The 21,819-nt window shown below is 52.1% G+C and carries 23 protein-coding genes; 10 read left to right on the forward strand and 13 right to left on the reverse strand.

What is annotated here, in order from left to right:
• Positions 1-159: 159 nt before the first annotated feature.
• The 10 genes from AC1RVX_RS18160 to sctU all read right to left on the reverse strand — a co-directional run bounded on the left by AC1RVX_RS18160 (position 160) and on the right by sctU (position 8,619).
• Positions 160-366, reverse strand: a complete 207-nt coding sequence (locus AC1RVX_RS18160; protein WP_493218007.1) for a hypothetical protein — start codon at positions 364-366, stop codon at positions 160-162.
• A 76-nt stretch (positions 367-442) separates the two neighbouring features.
• Positions 443-703: a hypothetical protein gene (locus tag AC1RVX_RS18165; protein ID WP_493218008.1), complete on the reverse strand. Its 261-nt coding sequence runs from the start codon at positions 701-703 to the stop codon at positions 443-445.
• Between the two features lie 33 nt (positions 704-736).
• On the reverse strand, positions 737-1,681 hold the full coding sequence (locus tag AC1RVX_RS18170; protein ID WP_493218009.1) for a hypothetical protein: 945 nt from the start codon (positions 1,679-1,681) through the stop codon (positions 737-739).
• A 193-nt stretch (positions 1,682-1,874) separates the two neighbouring features.
• On the reverse strand, positions 1,875-2,747 hold the full coding sequence (locus tag AC1RVX_RS18175) for a hypothetical protein (RefSeq protein WP_493218010.1): 873 nt from the start codon (positions 2,745-2,747) through the stop codon (positions 1,875-1,877).
• Positions 2,744-3,004, reverse strand: a complete 261-nt coding sequence (sctS, locus tag AC1RVX_RS18180) for a type III secretion system export apparatus subunit SctS (protein ID WP_493218011.1) — start codon at positions 3,002-3,004, stop codon at positions 2,744-2,746. Before sctS ends, AC1RVX_RS18175 begins: the two co-directional genes overlap by 4 nt.
• 4 nt (positions 3,005-3,008) lie before the next feature.
• On the reverse strand, positions 3,009-3,659 hold the full coding sequence (gene sctR / locus AC1RVX_RS18185; protein WP_493218012.1) for a type III secretion system export apparatus subunit SctR: 651 nt from the start codon (positions 3,657-3,659) through the stop codon (positions 3,009-3,011).
• A complete protein-coding gene (gene sctQ, locus AC1RVX_RS18190; RefSeq protein ID WP_493218013.1) occupies positions 3,643-4,728 on the reverse strand; it encodes a type III secretion system cytoplasmic ring protein SctQ in 1,086 nt (361 codons plus the stop codon). The genes sctR and sctQ overlap by 17 nt, the downstream gene beginning before the upstream one ends.
• Before the next feature lie 33 nt (positions 4,729-4,761).
• Positions 4,762-5,418, reverse strand: coding sequence for a type III secretion system protein SctP (gene sctP / locus AC1RVX_RS18195; RefSeq protein ID WP_493218014.1), 657 nt, complete (start codon positions 5,416-5,418; stop codon positions 4,762-4,764).
• 46 nt (positions 5,419-5,464) lie between these two features.
• The gene (gene sctV / locus AC1RVX_RS18200; protein WP_493218015.1) at positions 5,465-7,516 is read right to left on the reverse strand and encodes a type III secretion system export apparatus subunit SctV; all 2,052 of its coding nucleotides are present in this window, start codon (positions 7,514-7,516) and stop codon (positions 5,465-5,467) included.
• On the reverse strand, positions 7,513-8,619 hold the full coding sequence (gene sctU, locus AC1RVX_RS18205) for a type III secretion system export apparatus subunit SctU (RefSeq protein ID WP_493218016.1): 1,107 nt from the start codon (positions 8,617-8,619) through the stop codon (positions 7,513-7,515). The genes sctV and sctU overlap by 4 nt, the downstream gene beginning before the upstream one ends.
• A 453-nt stretch (positions 8,620-9,072) precedes the next feature.
• On the opposite strand from sctU, the gene AC1RVX_RS18210 reads away from it, so the two are divergent.
• From AC1RVX_RS18210 to sctC, 10 genes are all read left to right on the forward strand, one after another.
• Complete coding sequence (locus AC1RVX_RS18210; protein WP_493218017.1) at positions 9,073-9,552, forward strand: HrpB1 family type III secretion system apparatus protein; 480 nt, start codon at positions 9,073-9,075, stop codon at positions 9,550-9,552.
• An 11-nt stretch (positions 9,553-9,563) separates the two neighbouring features.
• Positions 9,564-9,962 (forward strand): hypothetical protein, encoded by a 399-nt coding sequence (locus AC1RVX_RS18215; RefSeq protein ID WP_493218018.1) that lies wholly within the window; start codon positions 9,564-9,566, stop codon positions 9,960-9,962.
• Between the two features lie 27 nt (positions 9,963-9,989).
• Positions 9,990-10,787, forward strand: a complete 798-nt coding sequence (gene sctJ, locus AC1RVX_RS18220) for a type III secretion system inner membrane ring lipoprotein SctJ (protein ID WP_493218019.1) — start codon at positions 9,990-9,992, stop codon at positions 10,785-10,787.
• On the forward strand, positions 10,787-11,500 hold the full coding sequence (locus AC1RVX_RS18225) for a type III secretion protein HrpB4 (protein ID WP_493218020.1): 714 nt from the start codon (positions 10,787-10,789) through the stop codon (positions 11,498-11,500). The genes sctJ and AC1RVX_RS18225 overlap by 1 nt, the downstream gene beginning before the upstream one ends.
• Positions 11,485-12,303 (forward strand): type III secretion system stator protein SctL, encoded by an 819-nt coding sequence (gene sctL / locus AC1RVX_RS18230; protein WP_493218021.1) that lies wholly within the window; start codon positions 11,485-11,487, stop codon positions 12,301-12,303. The genes AC1RVX_RS18225 and sctL overlap by 16 nt, the downstream gene beginning before the upstream one ends.
• A gap of 36 nt (positions 12,304-12,339) precedes the next feature.
• Positions 12,340-13,659, forward strand: a complete 1,320-nt coding sequence (gene sctN / locus AC1RVX_RS18235) for a type III secretion system ATPase SctN (RefSeq protein WP_493218022.1) — start codon at positions 12,340-12,342, stop codon at positions 13,657-13,659.
• Entirely contained in the window at positions 13,656-14,180 is a 525-nt protein-coding gene (locus AC1RVX_RS18240) for a hypothetical protein (protein ID WP_493218023.1), read from the forward strand. The genes sctN and AC1RVX_RS18240 overlap by 4 nt, the downstream gene beginning before the upstream one ends.
• Entirely contained in the window at positions 14,180-15,013 is an 834-nt protein-coding gene (sctT, locus tag AC1RVX_RS18245; RefSeq protein ID WP_493218024.1) for a type III secretion system export apparatus subunit SctT, read from the forward strand. The genes AC1RVX_RS18240 and sctT overlap by 1 nt, the downstream gene beginning before the upstream one ends.
• A gap of 418 nt (positions 15,014-15,431) precedes the next feature.
• Complete coding sequence (locus tag AC1RVX_RS18250; RefSeq protein WP_493218025.1) at positions 15,432-16,877, forward strand: helix-turn-helix transcriptional regulator; 1,446 nt, start codon at positions 15,432-15,434, stop codon at positions 16,875-16,877.
• Positions 16,878-17,006: 129 nt separating this feature from the next.
• Positions 17,007-18,770 (forward strand): type III secretion system outer membrane ring subunit SctC, encoded by a 1,764-nt coding sequence (gene sctC / locus AC1RVX_RS18255; protein WP_493218026.1) that lies wholly within the window; start codon positions 17,007-17,009, stop codon positions 18,768-18,770.
• Between the two features lie 83 nt (positions 18,771-18,853).
• Here sctC and AC1RVX_RS18260 read toward each other — a convergent pair whose 3' ends face one another.
• The 3 genes from AC1RVX_RS18260 to AC1RVX_RS18270 form a co-directional block, all read right to left on the reverse strand.
• Positions 18,854-19,153, reverse strand: a complete 300-nt coding sequence (locus tag AC1RVX_RS18260) for a hypothetical protein (protein WP_493218027.1) — start codon at positions 19,151-19,153, stop codon at positions 18,854-18,856.
• A gap of 228 nt (positions 19,154-19,381) precedes the next feature.
• Positions 19,382-20,806, reverse strand: coding sequence for a hypothetical protein (locus AC1RVX_RS18265; protein ID WP_493218028.1), 1,425 nt, complete (start codon positions 20,804-20,806; stop codon positions 19,382-19,384).
• A gap of 159 nt (positions 20,807-20,965) precedes the next feature.
• Positions 20,966-21,664 (reverse strand): hypothetical protein, encoded by a 699-nt coding sequence (locus AC1RVX_RS18270; protein ID WP_493218029.1) that lies wholly within the window; start codon positions 21,662-21,664, stop codon positions 20,966-20,968.
• Between the last annotated feature and the right edge of the window lie 155 nt (positions 21,665-21,819).

The following is a 21,819-nucleotide window of genomic DNA, read 5'->3' on the forward strand; positions in this document are numbered from 1 at the left end:
GCGATGGAATCTGCTGCGTCTGCTGATGCTGCTGCGACAATACTTGCGCCTTGAATACCTGCCATGATGTTGCTCCTTGAGTAAATAAAAATGAAATATAAAATATGAAAACCAGGTGTTGCTGGATTTTTGATCAGAGTGATCAAAAACCTGAAACGATTAACCTTGGGTCAAGCTCTTGGCGTTTTTGCCGCCATTTTCAGCGATCTGATTGGCCGCCATGTTGTAGTTCTGTTCGTTGGTGATTTGCGCCAGCTTGTTTTGCGTCGCCATGTTGATGTTGGCCAGTGTTTGTGATGTAGCGATGGAATCTGCTGCGTCTGCTGATGCTGCTGCGACAATACTTGCGCCTTGAATACCTGCCATGATGTTGCTCCTTTTAAAGGTGTAATGAGATTACAAAGATGGAACTGCTTCAAACAACGTTTACAACAAAAAACATTTAAGACATCTTGCCAACGTTCGTCCTGCATATATCTGCTGCTGCAAGAAACCCCGTATACAAAGTGTGCATTTCTTTGCGCACAATGGCATCTTCCCCGGTCGCCCAATTGCTGAATGGCGTAGCGGTCTTTTCCAAAGCCGCAACTACCAAAGTACAACGTGCTTGATTGGCCTTGTCTTGCAACAGCGACTGGAAATCATCCATATCTGCCAGGATTTCTGGTGTCAGGTGTTGGTACATAGTCATAGTCATAGTCATGTTAGATCTTCACATTCGATGAGAAAGTCTTGTTTAATAGCGAGAAGGAGGAAAATGCTTGCTGCCGTCAATAGCTTGAACGTACTGCAAAGTTCCGCTGACCAAAGCCGATTCGCTGTCCGTGACGTCCCACTTCTGCGCTGCCGGTGTGACGTTGAGCGATATCTTGATACTTGGACCAAAATCCGCTTCAAGCTGTGTCAAGGTTTTTTGCATGGCAGCCACACTTCGAACAGCGCCGGTGACATTGAAATTTCCATTGCCCTCGTAGCCTACTTTGACGCCAGCGTCATGCACAGAGTCATGGATATTGGCGATGACGTCAGCAATATTACTGATATCGATCAGCGAATTCGACGGCACGATTTTGTGCAACATTTCTTTCACAGCAATCGCGTCAGCATTGCTGTGTACCAAACCATGGACGATGATACGATCACCTTCCAGCGACGCATTTAATTCGGTCTGATGACTATTGACCAGCACGTTCTGTACTTTTTTCAGTAGTGTGGTGTTATTTGGTAAAACCGTAGCTTGGGAGGTTTGCCCTGGGAGGATTGCCGTGCTTACGGCGACTCCGATCAAGGCTGCGCTACCAACCATCAACCAGCGCAACGGTTGCTTTGCAGTGAGCGGCCGGCTCGCAACTCCATTCTTTTTCGTGACTGTTGGAGCGTTCAGCTTTTCCAGCAAATCTGCATCATCTGGCCAGGCCCCAACAGCATCACCGACACATATGATGATGTCGCCCATGCGAATCGGGTGCAGGTCCATCAGTGGTGTGCCAGGGCCATCAGTATCAGTGGCAATCCAGGTGACGCTGCCGTCCTTGCCGATTTCCATCGACACTGGAGCTTGCGTCCAATCACTGAGTTGTACGTCCATGCTGTCGTCGCAGCCAATTTTCCAAATACCTGCAGCCATCTGTAATCTGGCACCGGCATGTGTGCCTGACAAAATACGAATTTCTTTACTCATCTTAAAAACTCCTACCGATTTCGGTCGATACTGTTTAGTCGCGTAATTTGTTCGATTAACCTGGGCTATTGCCCTAATCCATGGTTCTACTTTACTACTCAAAACTTCCGATTTCTGTCGAAACGCGAACTTTAGTGATTAATTCCGAAGTTCCCGCTTTGTTGCAACGACTATGGCGGATCGGCATCCATTCTTATGGCGAATAGCGCCGCAATATCGAATCAATTGCAGCCTTCCCTATGCCGCGCTGTTCGTCAGTGCGCGGGCGCGAAGCATTCAATAGCAGGATCGGCAAGAATAAATGCATGTTGTGGGTCAACAGTGGTTTGGCTTCATGTCCGACTTCAGGCTTTGGCAAGGCAAGCACACGTTTACGAACAGTCTTTAGCGTACCGGGCGCGTTCGCTATGTCGGCGGGAAGGTCCAGATAATCGCGTATGATTTTCAGGATATGAGGAACAAGCGAATTGGATGATTTCAAATCCGCTGCTGCTGACCGAATGTCGTTAAGTGCAGCTTCCAGCCAAATATAGTTTGACCGGCCATCGACGCTGCTTGGTTTCATCTGCATGCTGCGGGCCTGCGATGCAGCTTTCACATCGTGCTGCGCTTCCACTCCCTTCCTGCCCCCTGCTCTGAAATCCATGGCCATTTGAAGGTGGTCCGGCTCCGATGATCCGGATTGCTGCCCGTTCTGACCATCTTTTTTTCGTGAGGATGCGCGAATGACGGGGTGAGCTTCACCATTGTTGCGTTCCTCCAGCATCATCAGCAACTCTTCGATTTCGCTGGAAGAGGTGGCGGCTTCGGGATGATCGACGCTGCCACGTTTGCGGCTGCGCTGCTTGTTTGCCAGTGACCGCGCAAACTGGCTTAACGGCTTGATGACCAGGTCGGGGCTGGTCAACATTTCTTCCGCATTATGGTGGGTGCCGCGATGATGTGCCGGGTGTGCGCGCTTGGTGGCGGCCGCTCCGGTATTCTGTTTGGGCAAGTTGCTTGCTTCAGTCTCCTCATTTTCGAGGAGTTGCTGCAGCTGCGAAATACCTTGACCACCGATTTTCATGAGAAAATCGATTGCATGACGTTATTGGCGAACTGCAGCACAGCAGAAGCGCCCCAGGGTGCGGCAATCATGACTGTCGCAGCGACCGCGACCAGCTTGATGCTGTGCGAGATGCTGGAATCTTGCAGCGACGTGACGGCCTGAACGAAAGATACGAGCAAGCCGACCACCGCCGCAACGAGGACGGCGGGAAGCGAAATCAAGATACACAAAGTCAACGCCGACGTCGTCAGGCGTCCGATATTATCGTAATCCATACTATCACCTGTAAGTTAACACCAGACCGTGAATCAAGACCGACCAACCATCCATAACGACGAACAGCAGCAACTTGAACGGAATGGCGACATTAGTTGGCGTCACCTGAGAAAGTCCTAGTGCCAGCAGTACATTCGCAATCACCAGATCGATGACAATAAACGCCAGGTAAAGCAGAAAGCCAATCTTGAATGCCGCAGTCAGTTCGGTCAGCGCGAATGCCGGCGCGAGCACGATCAGGTCGTCCTTTTTCAGCTGGGCTGCTTTGTCTGCCGGCCATATCTGCTGGGCCGAACGCATAAAAAACGCTTTCTCACGCTCATTGGCATGTTTCTCCAAAAACTTGCGAAACGGATCGCGTGCCGCATCAAGAAGCTGAATCACGGGGTTTCCGTTACCACCTTCTGCCGTGGAGAGGTTGGCATGTTTCATGGCATCCATCCCGACCGGTGCCATGACATACACTGATACGATGATAGCGATGCCGTTCAATACCGTGCTGGGAGGAACCTGCTGCACCCCAATCGCATTTCGCAGCAATCCAAGCACCACCACAACCTTGGTGTAGGATGTCACCACCATCGCGGCGAACGGCAGCAACGCAAGTGCGAATACTGCCAGAATCAGCGATGCAAAATCAGGCGTCTGTGTCATGCTGTTTCGCCATTTTCGAGATTTGGAAGCCGAAATTTTCCCCAATGATCACCAACTGACCGTAACCAAGGGTTTGCCCGTAGGAAACCAGGCGAATTTGAGCATCTGCGACGGCGATCGGCAATTCCATCACGTGTCCAGGATGAAGCGTACTGATCTGCTCGACCGGTAATACCATGGTTGCGATTTCCAGATTGACAGGGAGCTCAAGATCCGCGATGTCGGTAGCTGGAGCGTTTTGATCTGTGGCAAATTGAGTGTTCATGATTTCGCTTTCAATGCACAAGGTTGGTTCGGATTCTAGGGTGATGGTGGTGCGATCGATGTGGGCTTTTGCAACATACTGGAGTCCCCGGGGAGAGCCCCAGTACATGCTCACATCCTCCAGCGTGGTCATATCGCATGCAGGGCGCGCCGGGTGCCACCCGAGCAAGATGTCGCCAGGCCGCAAAGAACGCAGCAGATTCGGCGAGCAGGCACGTTGCGCGATGCGCGCACGACCCGGCATTTTCAACTTGGAGATGAACTCGGGAAGCTCCTGCTGCTTCTGGCTGAGGGACTCTTCCAGCGCCGAGAGCACGCCTGCATCGACATCAGAGATGATGATGACCTCGTCGCCGCTCACGTTGTGAACGCGAAGTGCGAGCCCTTCAGCTATGGCATCATCAAAGGCATCCCCGATATCCTGCAATTTCATAAAAGACGAAACCGTGAACACCGGAAAACCCATCGCCTCCAGCTTGTTCAAGAACCGCTTCAGCAATTCTGTCGCGAGCAAAATCCTGAATTCGCGATTTGGTGCCAGAACGGCGCTTTCCAGGGCTGGATGTGCATGCAAGTCAACAATGAGCGCCATGCTGCCGTATGTGCAGCGTAAATGCAGGAGCGCCGGTTTCAAAAATTCAGTGGTATGTGGCGATACCGGGAAGGTTGAAAAGCATATGTTGTGTTGGAGCGCGAGGGCGACCACCCTGGTGTCAAAAAAAGCACGTGACAATCTCGCAGCCGATGCCGAATAAACCGGAAGAATTTTTCTGATATCGCTAAGTGTTACGCTGTCGTCATACATTTATTTGTCTCGATCTTGAACCTGTTTCGAATGTCACCAGATGGTGACCTCCACATCGACCTTCCCTTGCAACAAGGAACTGAGCCTCATGCCAAGTTCATTGGTGTTGTCACAGATTAAGCTTTTCGATCGATAGTTTTCGGTCTCGAAGCGAAGCAATAAGCGATAAGACGAAAGTTGCAGAAAAAGTTTGGTCTCTGCCAGAACTGAGGGATTGAGTTCAACACGCAACTCCCACGTTTGACCTTCAATGATGCTTGGCGAATTACAGAATCTGGCGATGACGGATGCCAAATATTCCGTCCTCAAATTGGTTTCTTCACCGACTGCACAAGCGCGAACGATTTTGCGCGAAAGCATTGCTTCATCACTTGAGTGAGAAGACGACAAGTCAGAAGAGGAAGCGGATACAGCGCTTGCTTCCGGCTTCTTCTGCTGAGCCTCGCCTGCCTGATACGCTTCGCGTGACGAAGTGTCCTCCGCTGCAGGCTGGTCGGTGCCCTCCTCCAATTCGTCAGCGTTTACTAAGGATTCCAGAGTACCACCGGAATCGTCGGGATCGCTGCCGTAGAGTACGGAGAAGTTTTTCGTTTGCTGGGCCAATCTGCCATTCCTGGTGGCCGTCACTGGTGAGAGTGACGACTTCGGCAAAATACGAACCTGCAGCACGTCGAGGCGACGATTGGACATGAAATGCAACTCCTTATAAGTAACTATGCGTGACCGCGAACCAATTTCAGATTGTTAGCCGGCCAAGTGGTTGCAAATCAACATATCCGCCAAGTTCCTGGAAAGAATAGACGTTCAGCCAGGAAAGACGGGGTTCGATCATGCGGCGAAAATAACGCCGGATATCCATTGAGGTCACGATGGCAGTCTGCGGGTTGGGTGAAGATCCAAGCATGTTTTCGAGACGGCTTAGGATCACGTTGACCTGATCAGGTGGCAAGGTCAGATAATTCCCTGCAGGTGTGGCCTTGATCGATTGCCTGATCAATTGCTCAACAGCAATATCGAGCACAATGACAGAAAGCTGCCGGGAGCCTCGTGTGGCGCGATGCGCAATGAAACGCCCCAGATCCCCCCGCACGTATTCGGTGAGTGTCAGCATGTCCTTTTCCTTCGGCCCCCAGTTCACCAGGCTTTCCATAATCGCCCGCATATTCCGGATGGGAATGTGCTCCTCAAGCAAGCGGCGCAAGACGTCTGCAAAGCGTTGCGTTGGCACGGCCTTTTTCGCCTCTTCCACCAGACCGGGATAATCCATCGCCACGCGGTCCAGTATCCATTGCGTTTCCTGAACACCGACAAACAAATGGGCATGGGAACGCAACAGCATGATGACGTGATGCGCAATCAAGGCTTCCGTGCCAACGACAGCGATGTCCGGCAAGCCGACAGCAGACGCCCGTTCAATCCAATAACTCTTTTCGTACCCACCGATATTCGTTTTCTCCTCCGTCTTCCACACATCATGCGGTGCTGCCAGCATCAGCATGTCTGGTGGCAGATCAACCAACGCCACGGGCACGTCGTGCAACAAGACTTCATAGCACAAGCCAGTCCAGGCCTGCGCCTTCCACATCGATATACCGGGAAACGGCAGGCCTAACTCTTCCGTCAGTTCTTGACGGCTGGCCGCAAAGGATTTGTTGAGTTTTTCCATGTCGAACAGCGCCGCCAGCGCAGGTGACAATTTAACCGCCAACGGGGAGGAGAACGCCGGTGCCGATTCAGCAATGGCGGGCGCACTCTCCTTCCCTGCTTTGGCACCCTCGCGTTTCAGCGATGGCAATTCAGGGCCACCCGGGGATTTCTCCATTTCCTTCTTCCACAACAAGTACCCGGAACCGCATAACGCGCCGGCGAGGATGATGAACATGGTTGAGGGAAAACCCGGAACGAAGGCGAAGCCGACCAGCATCGCGCTGGCCGCAAAAAGCGCACGTGCGTTACCGGTCAATTGTCTGGCGATTTCGGCGCCGAGGGAACTCGGTCCGCTGCCGTGTTCATCAGCAACGCGTGTGATCATGACGCCAGCGGCGACGGAAATAAGCAACGAAGGTATCTGGGACACCATCGCGTCACCGATTGACAACACGGCAAAACGATTGGCGGCATCCCCAGCGCTCATTTCGTGATAAGTGATGCCGACAACGATTCCCGCTAAAATATTGACCAGAGTGATGATCAGTCCTGCAATCGCGTCACCCTTCACGAATTTCATTGCGCCATCCATACCGCCATGCAACTGGCTTTCCTTGGCCAACATGGCCCGCTTGTTGCGGGCATCTTCAGCGCTCAGATTACCAGCCCTGAGATCAGCGTCGATGCTCATCTGTTTTCCAGGCATGGCGTCCAGTGTAAATCGGGCACCGACTTCAGCCACCCGCTCAGAACCTTTGGCAATCACGATGAACTGTACTGTCGCAATGATCAGGAACACCACCAGCCCAACCACCAGATTGCCACCGACGACCAGTTCACCGAAACTTTCGATGATGTGGCCGGCATCCGCATGCAACAAAATCGATTTAGTCGACGCAATGTTGAGAGAAAGGCGGAGCATCGTGGTAAACAGCAACAGCGAAGGAAACGACGAGAACGACACCGCATTCGGTATGTACATCGTGATCATCAGCAGCAGGACACTGATGGTAATATTGAGCGCCAGTAGCGAGTCAATCAAAAATGTCGGCAAAGGCAGAATCATCAAGGCGATGACAGCTACCACCAAGGCGGCGATGGCAACTTCACCACCGAATTCGAGTTTTTTCAGAACGTTCATAGAGGATCAACCAGGTAGGAGGACGAAGAGGGAGACGTGGTATCGGCATGGTGGTTGCCGATGTCCTTGACCCATTTGAGAATAACTGCGACGGTTTCAAAAAGTGTTTCAGGGATAGCATGCTCGAGCGGCACGGTATGCAGCGCCCTGGCCAGCGGCGGATTGCCGACGACGGGTATGCCAAGATCCTGGGCAATACGGCGAATGTAGAGTGCATCGTCGTCCGTGCCCTTGGCGACCACGCGTGGCAGGCCGAATTCTTTAGGGTCGTAGCGTATTGCAACCGCATAGTGCGTGGGATTGACGATGACCGCCTGCGCGCTGCCAACCGCCTCGCGGGTAGGCTTAGGAGGCGCGGTTTCAACCATTTCCTTGGCAACTGACTTGCGCTTGCCCTTCATATGAGGGTCACCTTCGGAATTCTTGTGTTCGCGCTTGATATCATCCTTGCTCATGCGATGGTCACGTATGAATAACCAGCGCTGAATGCCGAAATCGGCAGCACCCAGAACAAGGAAAAGTCCTCCACCGATCGCTATGAATTTTGTCAATACCTGCCAGGAAATCTGAGCAATATCCAGCACAGGTTCGTAAGCGACTGCAACCATGGTCGAAGCGAGCATAAGCAGAAGTTTCCACATTACGCAAGAAATGATCACTGCCTTGAACACCATCTTCAGGAGGTCAATCATGGAGCGCATGGAGAATATTCGCTTCAGACCGGAAGCGGGGTTGATGGAATCGAACTTCATTTCCAGCGGTTTGAACGACAGCATTATGCCCGTCTGAGCCCAAATGCCGATGACCGCCGCCGTGACCACCACCCCCAGAAAAGGCAAAATCAGCATGGCAGCTTGCAACGCCAATTTCTTCATGTAGACAACCAAATCGAAATCAGGGTTGCTGTAGGCTTGGGCATCAAGGGCAAACAACATAAGGGACCGCAAGCCGTCAGCAAAAAAAGGACCTCCGATCACCATCAGCAGGACGCCTGACAGCAAAACTGCGGAACTAGTCAAATCGGTGCTCTTCGCCGCTTCACCGTCACGCTTCGCGTCATCGAGTTTCTTGTCGGTTGGTTTTTCCGTCTTTTCGTCAGACATTTAGACACCACAAATCCAGAGGTTTAACTTCAATATGCTGCACATCCATATTGTGAGTCGCCTCATACACGACCTCGCCCGTCAGACGAAATTTGCGACCGTCGTGCGAATCATGAAGAGAAAGTACCCTGCTGTAGACAGTAAAGAAAATTGCAGGGTGCAGGCATTTTCGCTAACTTCATCACCCGCCTTCACCGGGATTCAGTGCTGGCATGTCGGTTGACAGAGCATACGCGGCGGTTCAATCATGCCTGGACGGTGCTTTTAAAATCAATCGATCCTTTATTCGATGATGGCCACTGCTTCGCATGGCGAGTGTGTACTTCGCATGGAGCATCACTCATCGTTACACATGCCTATATCGTTCAATCACGGCATCGGTGTGGACAAGAAACGATCATGACTGTTCACTCCGCTTTGCAACCGCTGAAACTTTTCACTGACAGGAAAATCATGGACTTTACATCGTGCGATAAAAAAATCGTCATGGGCTTGATCGAAATCTTGATGACCGGAGTAAAAAACGACAATCTGGATCAGGCCGATGCCTTACTGGCTGCACTGCGCATATTGCGGCCAAAATTCGGCGAGCTGGACATCTTCGACGCATGGCTGCTGATCAAGCGAAAAAAACACATGCAGGCTGCACATATTCTGCACGGCATGGTTAGCAGTGAACAGGTCACCAAGAGCATGTCGATCTGCACCGCACTGCTGTCACTTTGCCTGCATCATTCCGGGGATCCTGCCTGGGAAGTCAGTGCAAACGAGGTGCTTGCACGCGACGACGATGCCGAGGCGGTTGGCCTGGTCAACATGTTATGTGGCAAACACGTGGAAGATACAGAAACAAAAAAAGCCGATGATGCCTTGCCCACTACGCCCCACGACTCTGCAATGGACATGCATTTCAACTATTACGTACGTGCCTAAGGAAAAACACCATGCTACCAATTCCGCCTGTAAATGCAGTGCCGCCCGTCGCTTCAGTCGAGACCGTCGCACCGCCGTCAAGTACGCTGGCATCAGCTCCCGATGCGTCACTCGTCGAACGTTTCAACTCAATCATGCAACACCTTGAGACGTCGCCGCAACAGCATGCTCACACCCATGGTCCCTCGGCGATCGGAGAATTCATCACACAACAGGATCATCAATTCCAATCTGTCACTCAGGATGCCCGGACCTTTGCCATATCGGATCCGAACAACCTGCAGCAAACAGCACGAGAAATCATCCATATGCAAAACGAATTGACGACGTTGTCGTTCAAAATGAATATCGGAACCGCCCTTGCCCAATCGGGCAAGGGTTCGGTACAAACGCTGATGAAAAATCAATAGCGGCCGCAGTCACACTTGGAGTCCTTCGTGAAACACAATCTACACTGGGTAAGAACGAGCATGCTTGTCATCTGCGCCGCAATGCTTCTGAGCGCCTGCGACAAGCAATTATTTGCTCAATTAACTGAACTTGATGCAAACGACATGTTGACGGCATTGCTGGAAGTGGGTGTGGACGCCAAGAAAAACACACCCGATGGTGGAAAAACTTGGGAAATCGACGTGGCCGAAGACGATTTCCCAAGAGCAATGAACACCCTGCACGCCCATGGCCTGCCTCACCCAAAGTACACCAACCTTGGGGACATGTTCAAGAAAGATGGACTGATTTCAACGCCGACGGAAGAGCGGGTGCGCTTCATCTATGGTGTTTCACAACAGCTCGCGCGTACCTTGACCAATATCGATGGCGTTGCCGTCGCCACCGTCGAAATTGCGCTTCCGAACAACGATCCACTTGCCAGCGTAGTGAAACCGCCCAGTGCAGCAGTCTTCATAAAATATCGGCCCAATACCGACGTCGCGTCTCTGACACCCGCCATCAAGAACCTCGTTGTGCACAGCGTGGAGGGGCTAGGCTACGATAACGTGAGTGTTGTCATGGTTCCCGGGTCCATGCAGATCATTCCCCCGTCAACGCCACATTCCAACACTGGCATGCCGGTCTGGCTCACGATACTGATTGGCCTGTTGTCGTTTGGCTCGGTGATAATGCTTTCCCATCGCTTTCTTAACAGAGATGAGAACAAGGACAAATTGTCGCTTATCAACAAGATCAAGACGTTAATACGGTCCCGCTCGGCGCTGCGTCGGGGAGCAGCCTGATGGTCGAAATCAAGCTGCCGTCTGTCACAGACAACAAGTCCGTAATAAAGAGCGAGCCCATACCGCCTCTCGCCGACCTGGTGAACATGCTGCACGAATTCGAAGCCCGCCTGACAGTCTTGCCAGACACGATTGACCCCAGTTGGCTCGATCACATATTCGACGCCAAGGACCAGGCAACGTGGCAAAGAGAGCAGCAACCGCTGCGCCGCGCCGAGCAACTGCGCCAGGCTCTGAAACTGCAATCCGTGCCGCTTGACGCGTTCGCGGTCAAGAGCAATCGACTCGCCTTGCTGGAACGCGACATGCTCTGGAAAGTACTTGCGGCGCGTGCGCTATTTGCGCGACGCGGCGCATTGCGCAAGTGCATAGACCGGGCCGTCATACTGCCTTTACGCTCCCTGATCGGCTCTACCGCTCTGGACTTTCTGCGATCGACCTTTAACAGTGCCACGGTAGCGGCCGATAATCAACAGCGTTTTCCGACAGTCAGCTTCCCTCATGCAGTCTGGGCCTGGAGCGGCTATGCCGCTTTCGAGAGTACTGGTGCCTGGAGCAACGCCAGCCTGCAGACCATGATCAGGATTTCCTTGCCCGCCAATGCGCCACCCGACAAACCGCCTCCTGCTACTGAGGAAACCTCGGCGGAAGATCAGGAATTCATGCAAATTTTATCTGTGCTTTTCCCGGAGTTAACATGGCTATTTGGCTAAGAAAAGAAGGTAGTACAGTCGGCATCGATGGCGACATGATCCGTCGGGAAGAACTGGCGGCATTGAGGGAAATCGATCAGGGTTTCATCGACATGCAGCAGCATACTGCACAAATGTTGAATGAGGCTCAGATGCGGGCTGAAAAAATCGTTGAAGAAGCTGAAAAAAAAGCAGCTGTCATTTTCGGGGCAGTGCAAAAAAAATTCGAAAGCAGTGCGCGACTTGGCTATGCGGCAGGCAAGCAACAGGCTGTTACTGAAGTACACGCGGCAATGCTGGACCGAAGCGTTCAGGACAAACACGCGCTAATGGCGATGCAGGAGCGTATCGCCGGGCTTGTGCTGCGGGCAGTGGAACAAATAATTGACGGCGATCGCGCAGCCTTGTTCAAGCGCGCTGCCGGAATATTGGGTCGCGAATTGGCCGATGTCTCATTCCTGACGGTGACTGTTCATCCTTCCGATGCCAACACAGTACGTGGCGCGTTCCGCGAAATCGCCGAAGAAATGTCATGGCCGATCCAGGCAACCATCGTTGAAGACGGCAGGACAACTCTGGGTCATTGTCTGTGCGAATGGGATTATGGTGTGCTCGATGCCAGCTTGGCAACGCAATTGAAAAGTATGCGCAGGTCGATCAGGAAAGCAATCCAGAACGAGGAACTGCTGGATGCGCAGGCCGAAAACGAATCGTATGAAGAGGAATCCGTCGCCTCGTTCGATCAGGGCTCCGAATTCGAAAATACAGAAGGCAGCGAATTCAGATCCGCAGAAGAAGAGTTGGTGTATGCCACAGAAGAATGAAGTTAACAATTAAAATTAATTGACTGGAGAAGTGAGATGAAAGCATTGCTTAGGCTCGCAGACGCGATAGATGCGGAACTCGATACCCAGCCACATTGGAAAAAAGTTGGGAAGGTGGTTGAAGTAACCGGCACCTTGCTACGTGTCGGCGGTGTCGACGTCAAACTGGGTGAATTGTGCGAATTGCACAATCCTGATGGTACGCTGCTGCAGCGCGCGGAAGTTGTTGGTTTCAATCGCAACATTGCAATTCTGGCACCATTCGGCAGCATCGTTGGCTTGTCACGCGATACGCGGGTGACCGGTCAGGGAAGACCGCTTTCGATCGGTGTCGGCGCCAGACTGCTCGGTCGCGTCGTCGATGGCCTCGGCGAACCCATTGACGGTGCTGGCCCCATCGATTATGAACACCGTGTTCCGGTCTACGCGCTTGCGCCAGATCCGATGAAACGCAGAATGATCGAATCCACGTTATCAACCGGCATCAAAGTCATCGATGGCATGGCGACGCTTGGCGAGGGACAGCGCATGGGGATTTTCGCTCCGGCAGGTGTAGGCAAGAGTACTTTGCTCGGCATGTTGGCGCGCGGAACGGAATGCGACGTCAATGTCATCGTACTGATCGGTGAACGGGGTCGCGAGGTGCGTGAGTTCATCGAACTGGTACTCGGCCAGGAAGGTATGGAGAAAACGGTTGTGGTCTGCGCAACTTCGGATCGATCATCGATCGAACGCGCCAAGGCAGCATATGTTGGCACGGCAATCGCGGAGTATTTTCGCGATTGCGGCATGCGTGTGCTGCTGATGATGGATTCGCTGACCCGCTTCGCACGGGCGCAGCGCGAAATCGGGCTGGCGGCAGGTGAGCCGCCTACTCGCCGGGGCTTTCCGCCTTCGATTTTTGCAGAATTGCCGCGATTGTTGGAACGCGCAGGAATGAGCGACGTCGGTTCCATCACGGCCCTGTACACGGTATTGGCCGAGGACGAAAGCGGCAGCGACCCCATCACCGAAGAGGTACGAGGTATTCTTGACGGGCATCTGATCCTCTCGCGCGAAATCGCCGCACGTAACCAATATCCGGCCATTGACATCCTGGCCAGCCTGAGCCGTGTGATGCCGCAGATCGTATCCAAAGAGCATCTTGACACTGGCGGCAGGATACGCCGGCTGATGTCAAAGTATGCCGAAGTGCAGACCCTGTTGCAACTGGGTGAGTACCGGGAAGGTATTGATCAGCTGGCAGACGAAGCAATTGCCAAGCACGAACAGATCCTGGCGTTTCTGTGCCAGGAAACCGACGAACATTACAATGAAGACGAAACGCTTCAACTGCTGGCCGAGCTTTCGCCATGACAACCGGATCAATCAAGGTCTGGAACACTGTTTTGCTGATGAAGAACCAGGCATTGAAGCGCCTGGAACAGAAACTCACTGGGCAACGGGAAGAGCTCAGGCAATGTCGCGCTGAAGTATCGCGCAAGAACGACGCTGTATCGGCTTGCCGGGACGACAGTGAGCAGCATGCGCGGCGATTGGATGAACTGATGCAAGGTGCTACCGGATTTTCTCCCCAGCAGTATCTTGACCATGACGGCTATCGCAAAATTCTTGTCGAACGAACTGACGCCGCCGTAGCAGAGGTCGCAGCCGCTGAGCAACACGAAATAGACAAGAAAAATGAAGTCGCCAACACGAATAGCCAAATAGGAAAAGCGACAACGAAGCGCAACCTGATAAAAAAGAGAATCGAGATGCTGATGAACCAGAAAGATCAGGCCGAACAAAACAACCAGGACGAGGAAGCTTCCGAGGTCAATCTGGCGCGCCACATACAAGCTGTCAAAGCAGCCAACTCGCAAAGGGCGGCGCGCTGATGCTTGATCTGACCGCAACGAGTATCGGTGCCATGCTGGATTTGCATCGCAATTTCCATGAACTGCTGTATGTGCTCGCTTTATGCAGCATTCGTATTTTCGTCATCTTCACGGTATTACCGGCGACGTCGGACCAGGTGTTGCCGGGTAGTGCGCGCAACGGTATCGTGTATGCCATCAGCTTCTTCATTGCTGCTGGACAGCCAGCAGATTCCCTCTCACAGCTCAATTCATTGACGGCATTGATCCTGATAGGGAAGGAAATGTTCATTGGCTTAATCATCGGTTATGTAGCGTCTTCGGTATTCTGGGTTTCCCAAAGTGTAGGTGTCATCATCGACAATATGGCAGGCTTCAACAATGTGCAGACCAGCAATCCACTACGCGGTGAACAGGCCACGCCAATTTCCAATATTCTCATCCAATTGGCAATTGTCCTGTTTTACACCGGCGGAGGGATGATGTTCCTGCTCAGCGCAATTTTCCAATCTTTTACCTGGTGGCCGTTGGACGCGACCATGCCGGCAATGAATAAGGTGACAGAGAGCTTCATGATTCATCGCGTCGATTCCATCATGACGGCGACAGTAAAGCTCGCATCTCCCATTATCTTTGTGTTGGTACTGATTGATATTTGTTTCGGACTCGTCGCCAAGGCGGCCGAAAAACTGGAACCCATGTCACTGAGCCAGCCACTGCGCGGAGTGGTTGCCATGTTGATGCTGATTTTGTTGCTGAATGCGTTCATCGAACAGGTAAAAACAGAATTCACTTTCCAGGGATTTCAATCTTTCCTGAAAGAGAATGTAACCGGAGATGCGACAAGACATTAGCGTCATATGACATATGTCGGATTCAACGAAAAAGAATCGATGTGCACCAAGAATAGTAAATTTTCATTGGTGTTTTCGGATTTTGCGCTATGACGGTGCAATCTGCTCCATCTCCATGTCATAAAACTGAAACAATGTTCCTTATTCGCAATACATCAATCTTCGCCAACGGTAATCATCCCCTATGAACGCCCGGATTTCCGTTCGACCGTTCTTTTTCATATGAAATTTGTTGAGGAAAATTCGGTTATTTATTTAGGAATTTTCCAGTTTTCTTGAAATTCTCTTTTCGTCGCATCGCTAACATGATTGACATGAGGCGGTGAACAACGAGACAGCAGTTGTCATCGCACTAATCGGTGCATTTACTCTCTTCAGTAAAAGCCCCTTTGTTTTGGCAACCACTTTGAAAAGGTGAATGACTATGTTTCCTGTATATTTTTCTGTGATTTCCGCGATTGCAAAGGTTGACGTTCTGCCTTCGTTCACATTTTCCATGCTTGACGGCGATTTTGATCAGGCGTTGAAGCACGTGGAATGGTTCTCCGATCTCGATTCTTCTGAACTGGGTGAAACGGGCGTGTTGTCTTTTCAGGCAATCGCCGATGCATCTCTCCTTCTGGGGCGTGACGAGGAAGCCGAGGAAAATTTTCGCAAAGCACAAAAACTGCTGAAAGGATCGAACGATGAGTTGCGTATCTTTTCATGCCGCAACACCGGCTGGCAGGCACTTTCCATGAACCGTTATGGAGCGGCTCTGAATTGTTTCTCGCGCATCGTGCAAGATGCTGCATCGTCCCGGGAACAAAAGATCGAAGCGATCATCGCCATTGCCATGATCCACCACCAATTGGCACAACAATCAGCCGCTGAAGAAGCGCTGACACATGCCGCCCAGCTTGCGAAAAGCGATTGCGACAATCGCTGGTGCCAGCTGATCGACCTGCTGGCATTGGACTTTTCTGTGCAGATTGGCATCCGCTGCGCGAGCGGCCTGAAAGACCATGTATTCTGGCAATCCGCCGCAGCTTACGGAGACCATCGTTCAAAGCAGGCGCGCTTCGTCACACAGATGTCTACCGCGCCAGCCGCGACACCGACTCCCGAGATTCTGGCACAGCGCTATAACTACCTGGTTTTGTTGCAGCGTTGCGCCGCTGGCGAACGCGACGTGATAGGAGCATTGACAGAGCAACTCACGCTTTCCCGCAAGTGGAAATGCGAAATTTATTCCAGCACAATGCAGTTAGAAATCGTCATGTCCGCCCTCGCCGGAAATTGCAGCGAACAAGTCGAGAAACTGTTGAGCCACAACCAGAACGCCAAAAACAGATCGCGTCGCTGGAATCTTGACTACCTGTATTGCCAATCGAAAATTTGTTTCAAGCAAGGCAATATCGACGAAGCAATGAAATTCTACACCAGCTATTCCGGCGAAGCGCTGCAATGCCTGCGCAGTGAAACACAGATCATCAAGTCACTCAACGGTATTGTGGAGACCTCCGTCACCGCTCCAACCGACGATATCAGCGCCCGCCTGCCCGCCAAATATCGCCGCGCCTATATCTATATTCTTGCGAACTTCAAAAACAATTCGCTGACCACACGCGACGTTGCGGCGCACATCTGCGTGACCGAACGCGCATTGCAACTGACATTCAAAGAACATCTCGGCATGCCACCCAGCGCAGTGATTCGCCGGTTGCGACTCGATGCGATTCGCACCGACTTGCTTCACGAAGGCAGTGGTAACGACAGCATCATCAAAACAGCGAACCGTCTCGGCTTAAAAAGCCGTTCCGCCCTGCTCAGGGGATATCGCAAGCAGTTCAACGAGTCGCCTTCGGAAACCATACTCCGTTGACCACGCGTTTGATCCGGTCAAAAGCTATTTTCGATTTCAACTTTTCTTTCAGGTAATTTTCAAATGAAACTATGTGATCAACACTCATACGTCGATGGACTCGTCACGGCGCTTGTGGTTCTTTGCTTGATGTCGGGCCAACCAGTCAGTGCAACGACAGTCGGGCCCAAAACTTCGCTGAGACTGGAAACCAATCTGGACATGCGTATGCCAGGGGCGTTACCGATACCCTGGAAAACAAATTCCTTGCAATATGCGGCGGATCATAAAGAACTCAAGGAGATCCTGCGTGAACTAGCCGCGAGTCAAGGGGTTATGACGAAAATATCGCCACAGATAGAAGGGAACGTCACCGGAAAATTCTCGGATACACCACAGCGTTTCCTGGAACAGCTTTCAGCGTCGTTCGGTTTTTCATGGTACTACGATGGCTCGATATTGTATTTGTATGGAGCGAACGAAGCCAAAAGCACTACCGTTGGATTGACATATGCTTCGACAGAAGATTTGAAGGCAGCATTGGGGCGCATGCATATTTTCGACAAACGATACTCCATAGTGTACGACGAAACGTCTGGAACTGCTCTGGTATCCGGGCCACCGCGCTATGTGGATTTGATAACCGAAATCGCTGGAAAAATCGATCACAACCAGGCAGAAAACAGGCATGCCGTGGTTCGAGTATTTCCACTGCACTATGCCTGGGCCGCAGACCGTCCGGTACGCGTGGATGGCCAGGCGATGACGATCACCGGCGTGGCGAATATCCTGCATGCTATCTACCAGAAAAATTCAGCAATGCCGCACGAGCAACCAATATCGCAAACTGAAGTCAAACGGGCCAGTAGCGTGTTGCCAAAAACAACATCTCAGCCGCAGAATACCAATTTCTGGAAGACCGCTTTGCCGGGTCTTGGAGGAACAGCAGGTGGCGACAATCAGCCTGTCAATCCGCCATTGCCAAAGACGGCACCACTAAACGAAGCGACGCAGGCATCCACACCGACTACTGGCGACATGGGCCCGGACGAGGCACCGTCCATCCAGGCTGACCCACGTTCCAACGCCATCCTGATTCGCGATTACCCAGAGAAAATGGCAGGCTACGCCGCATTGATCGCTTCGCTTGATACCCGGCCCCAGGTTCTTGAAATCAGTGCCAGCATCATCGATCTTACCGAGAGCGGGCTGGCGCAATTGGGAGTCGATTGGCGCCTGCATGGTAGCCATGTGGATTTCGAAACTGGAAACGGCGACTTAGTGCAAGCGAGCGCCAGCAGCTCGCTTAATCCGGTTGGGTTCGGCAACCCCAACAGCACAGCGGCCACCGTGGCGAGCACGCCCTTGGGCGGCGCATTCACAGCTATCGTGGGTAGCGCCGCAAATTACTTGTTGACACGTGTGAGTGCGTTGGAACAGACCAGCGACGCCAAGATGACGGCAAGCCCCAAAGTAGCCACATTGGATAATGTCGAGGCGGTCATGACGAACAAGTCGACGTTCTACGTTCCGGTAGCCGGAAATCAATCCGCTGACTTATACAGCGTTTCCGCCGGTACCTCTCTGCGGGTGTTGCCCACGGTGATATCGGGTAACGAACACTCACAAATCCGGCTTAGTGTCCATATTGAAGATGGCCGGTTGACCAGCCAATTGGTAGGGCAATTGCCGGTCGTTACCAATAGCGAAATCGACACGCAGGCAATGATTCGGGAGGGAGACAGTCTATTGATTGCAGGCTACACAGTAGAACAGGATGTAAAGCAAAACAGCAGTGTTCCCTGGTTGTCCGGGTTGCCTGTAGTCGGCAATTTGTTTAAGTATAACCAAGGCCAAAAGCAGAAGTTCCAACGCTTGTTTTTGTTGACACCGCGCATCATTACACTGAATTGAATATTCGACATTGCCTTCCTTTCAGTCATTACGAGTAGCGCGATAGTGCTACTCGTTGCGGCTTAAAGAAACGATCGTCGTATTCAGTTGATAACGGCTGTTAAAACAAAGAAAATGTTCAGCAGACATGAGAAGCCCATGAACATACATCCCTTTTCAAAAGCGCCGACCAACTCCGCATTGTCATCGTCGGAAAACTGATTGAATGTCCCCCGGCCTAAAAAAACTGCAAACCAGGCGATGCCTATATAGGCAAAATAGGCCAGAACATCGAATATGTCGTGCAGGCCACAATGCGTCAATGCTAAAGAATGCAACATGGCGATGCCGCAAAGGCTGACAGGGTGGCCTATGGCCTTTAATGTTGTCTTGCGAAAGTGCATTAAATTCCCATCAACCTTGGGGTCGATGCTCGCTGCAAAGTTATGAATAGCTACTAAAAAAGTAGCTATGGGTTGCTATTTAATCTGCCATATTTACTACATTTGGTGCTGGCGAACGGCACCAGTCATCGATGCCAGCAATTCGACGCATGAAGAAGACGCCGCTCTACATCTGCATAGCTATCCAAAGTGGACGAGGAAATTTACAGTTTGTGCCCGATATATGCACTACTCGAACTGCCGGAGATACTCTTCCAGAGCAGCGCCGCGGCTCGCGTGACGATGCATTTGAGCCGCGTCGTCCGTCTCCTGCTTTTCAAAGTGGGAAAGCGGCAAAATTGGCTGTTCATACGACTTTTTCACCGGGCTCGAATTCGTTGGCGCAGTTCTCACGGATTCATTTCGCCCAGTCGTGTTCTGACGTCGGCTCACCGCCGGTTTGGGTGCGAATTGCGCATTGTATTTTCCCCATGCCAGCGCATCGCTCGGATGCTCATTTTCATAGGCAGCACGATCGGCCTCCTCCGCCATGAATTCTTCAATCGGCCTGATCGGTTGGCCGGAGACATTGCCTGCGCCACCCAAATAAGCGGACGTGTTTTTCGATTTGGCACCTGGCCTTGAAGCCTGGGGAGAGGAAAAGAATTGCGCTTCGTACTGTGCTTTCGCGGCTGCTTTGCTCGGGCGTTCGTTGGCATTTTCGGCGCGATCGGCTTCCCATTTTTCAAAATGCTCGAGAGGCTTTGAGTCCACGGGCTTTGAGGGACGATCCGGAGCGCCCCCCCCGCTGGTAGAATGTACGCGTGCAGCTTGTTTGGGCACATTCGATGGGCGGCGGTTTATATCGGCAAGCCCCTTGAAATCATCCATATTAAGACCCAATGAAGACGCTTGTTTGGTGGAATTCGACGGACGGCGTTTGATATCGGCAAGCCCCTGGAAATCATCCATATTGAGCCCCAGCGAAGACTTCGCCGGTGCGGAAGGCGCAGAAGAAGTTCGCGGGCCTGATGATACAGCACCATTCTGCACACGTCCCTTCGACGGCAATTGAGAAGTCCCGCTTCGCCCTCCTTGCATACGCGCCGGAGGTGGTGACGCTTGAGCCGGCTTCGCGGTTGTGCGTCCCTTCCCTATCGGTGTATCCGTCTTCCCTGTCTGTTTCGCTGTTGCCGACAAAATCGGCCCAGGCGCCTTTTTTAATTCCTGCATGAGCGTCTTCAAGTCCTTCTCAGGTGCCGGAACTTGCGCTGCTGGCTTGTTCGCAATTGGGGTTTTCAATGCATCAAAACGCGCAAACAATTCCTTTTCTGACGGAACCGGGCCGCCGCGCAGGGCTTGAAACCGGGCGTTCAATTCTGGTGGGAGCCCCTCATTCACGCTCGTCTTTCTTGGCCTTCCAGTTGATCCGCCCGTTTCCTGGCGGGTACGGGCCGAAGCACCCATTTGATATTGGCGAACCGGAGCCTGTGTTACCTTGCCTTCAGCCTGACCATTGCGAGACGAGGAAAACTTTTTCGCCAAATTGCCAAGTATTGATTGCGTCGACACTTTGGCAGGCTTTTGTTTTGCTTGCGTCAGCGCAGGCTCTGGTGCCACACGAGCCGGGCCGAAATGTGGCATGTACTTCGCGATACCAGTTTTGAAAGACATAGCAAATTTCCCCTCAATTTCTCATACAACGACTATTAGATGGTCCCGACCCAGCTCGGTCGATGTGCCGCAAAATTACGGCGAAAAACGAACTGCATGTTCTTCGCTTGTGATGTCGGCTTTTCATCAAGTGCAAACCTATGGGTGATGACGCACTCATTAACCTCGCGTCAGCGACGTGGCATTCTTGCCAAGTTGTTCCGATACCTGATTGAGCGACATATTAAGTTGCATCCGGTTCTGGATCTGAGCCAGCGCATTATTGGTTTCCATGTTAATTCGCTGGAGTTCAATAGATTGATTGATCATGCTATCCGAATCAGCTTTCGCGGTTTTCACTGGACTGCCATCGTTCGGTGGTTCCGGTGGTGGATTGCCACCAGGTCCAATTGGGCCATGCTTATCGCTGGATTCGTTGTGCCCAATGACGCTGTACGAATCATGGTGCAGCCCGACTTCAGACTCATGAGATCCCATGCTCGAACTTGTCGAGTCGAATTCCGCAAATTGGGCAGGATGTTCCCCGTGCCCGTGATAAGGTACGAGCGGACCGCCTGGATGCTGCCCCGCGTCCGATTCCAAATTCCTGCTTTTCGCCGACGCGATGGCGTTGCGCGTATTCGTACTGAGCTTGATTTTAGGACCAACCTTGAATCCGGCCCTCGGTCCGCTTGAAGCCGCAGGCTTTCCTCCCAGGCCGGCAAGCGCACCGGACGGTTGATGGGATTTCTGCCCTTGAGTTGTCGCAGCATCAGCGCCGTTGCTCTTCCCCGCAGGTGCATCGTGTGGCGTTGACGATACATCCCGGCTTGAGCCGAAGGAAAGAAAAGATGGTAATGACGGTAGACCAAAAGTCATGATGCACTCCTATTTCAAAAATAATTTGCACGCTGAATCGCAATACGAAGCCACTGACGCACCTAATTTTCGACAACGCGTTCGCGTGTCGGCGTCAATAACATCTGTATATAACGACTATAAAGCTCTCTCAATCAGGCTTGGGTTACAATGCG

The organism is Undibacterium sp. GW821-FHT11B02 (assembly GCF_058808955.1).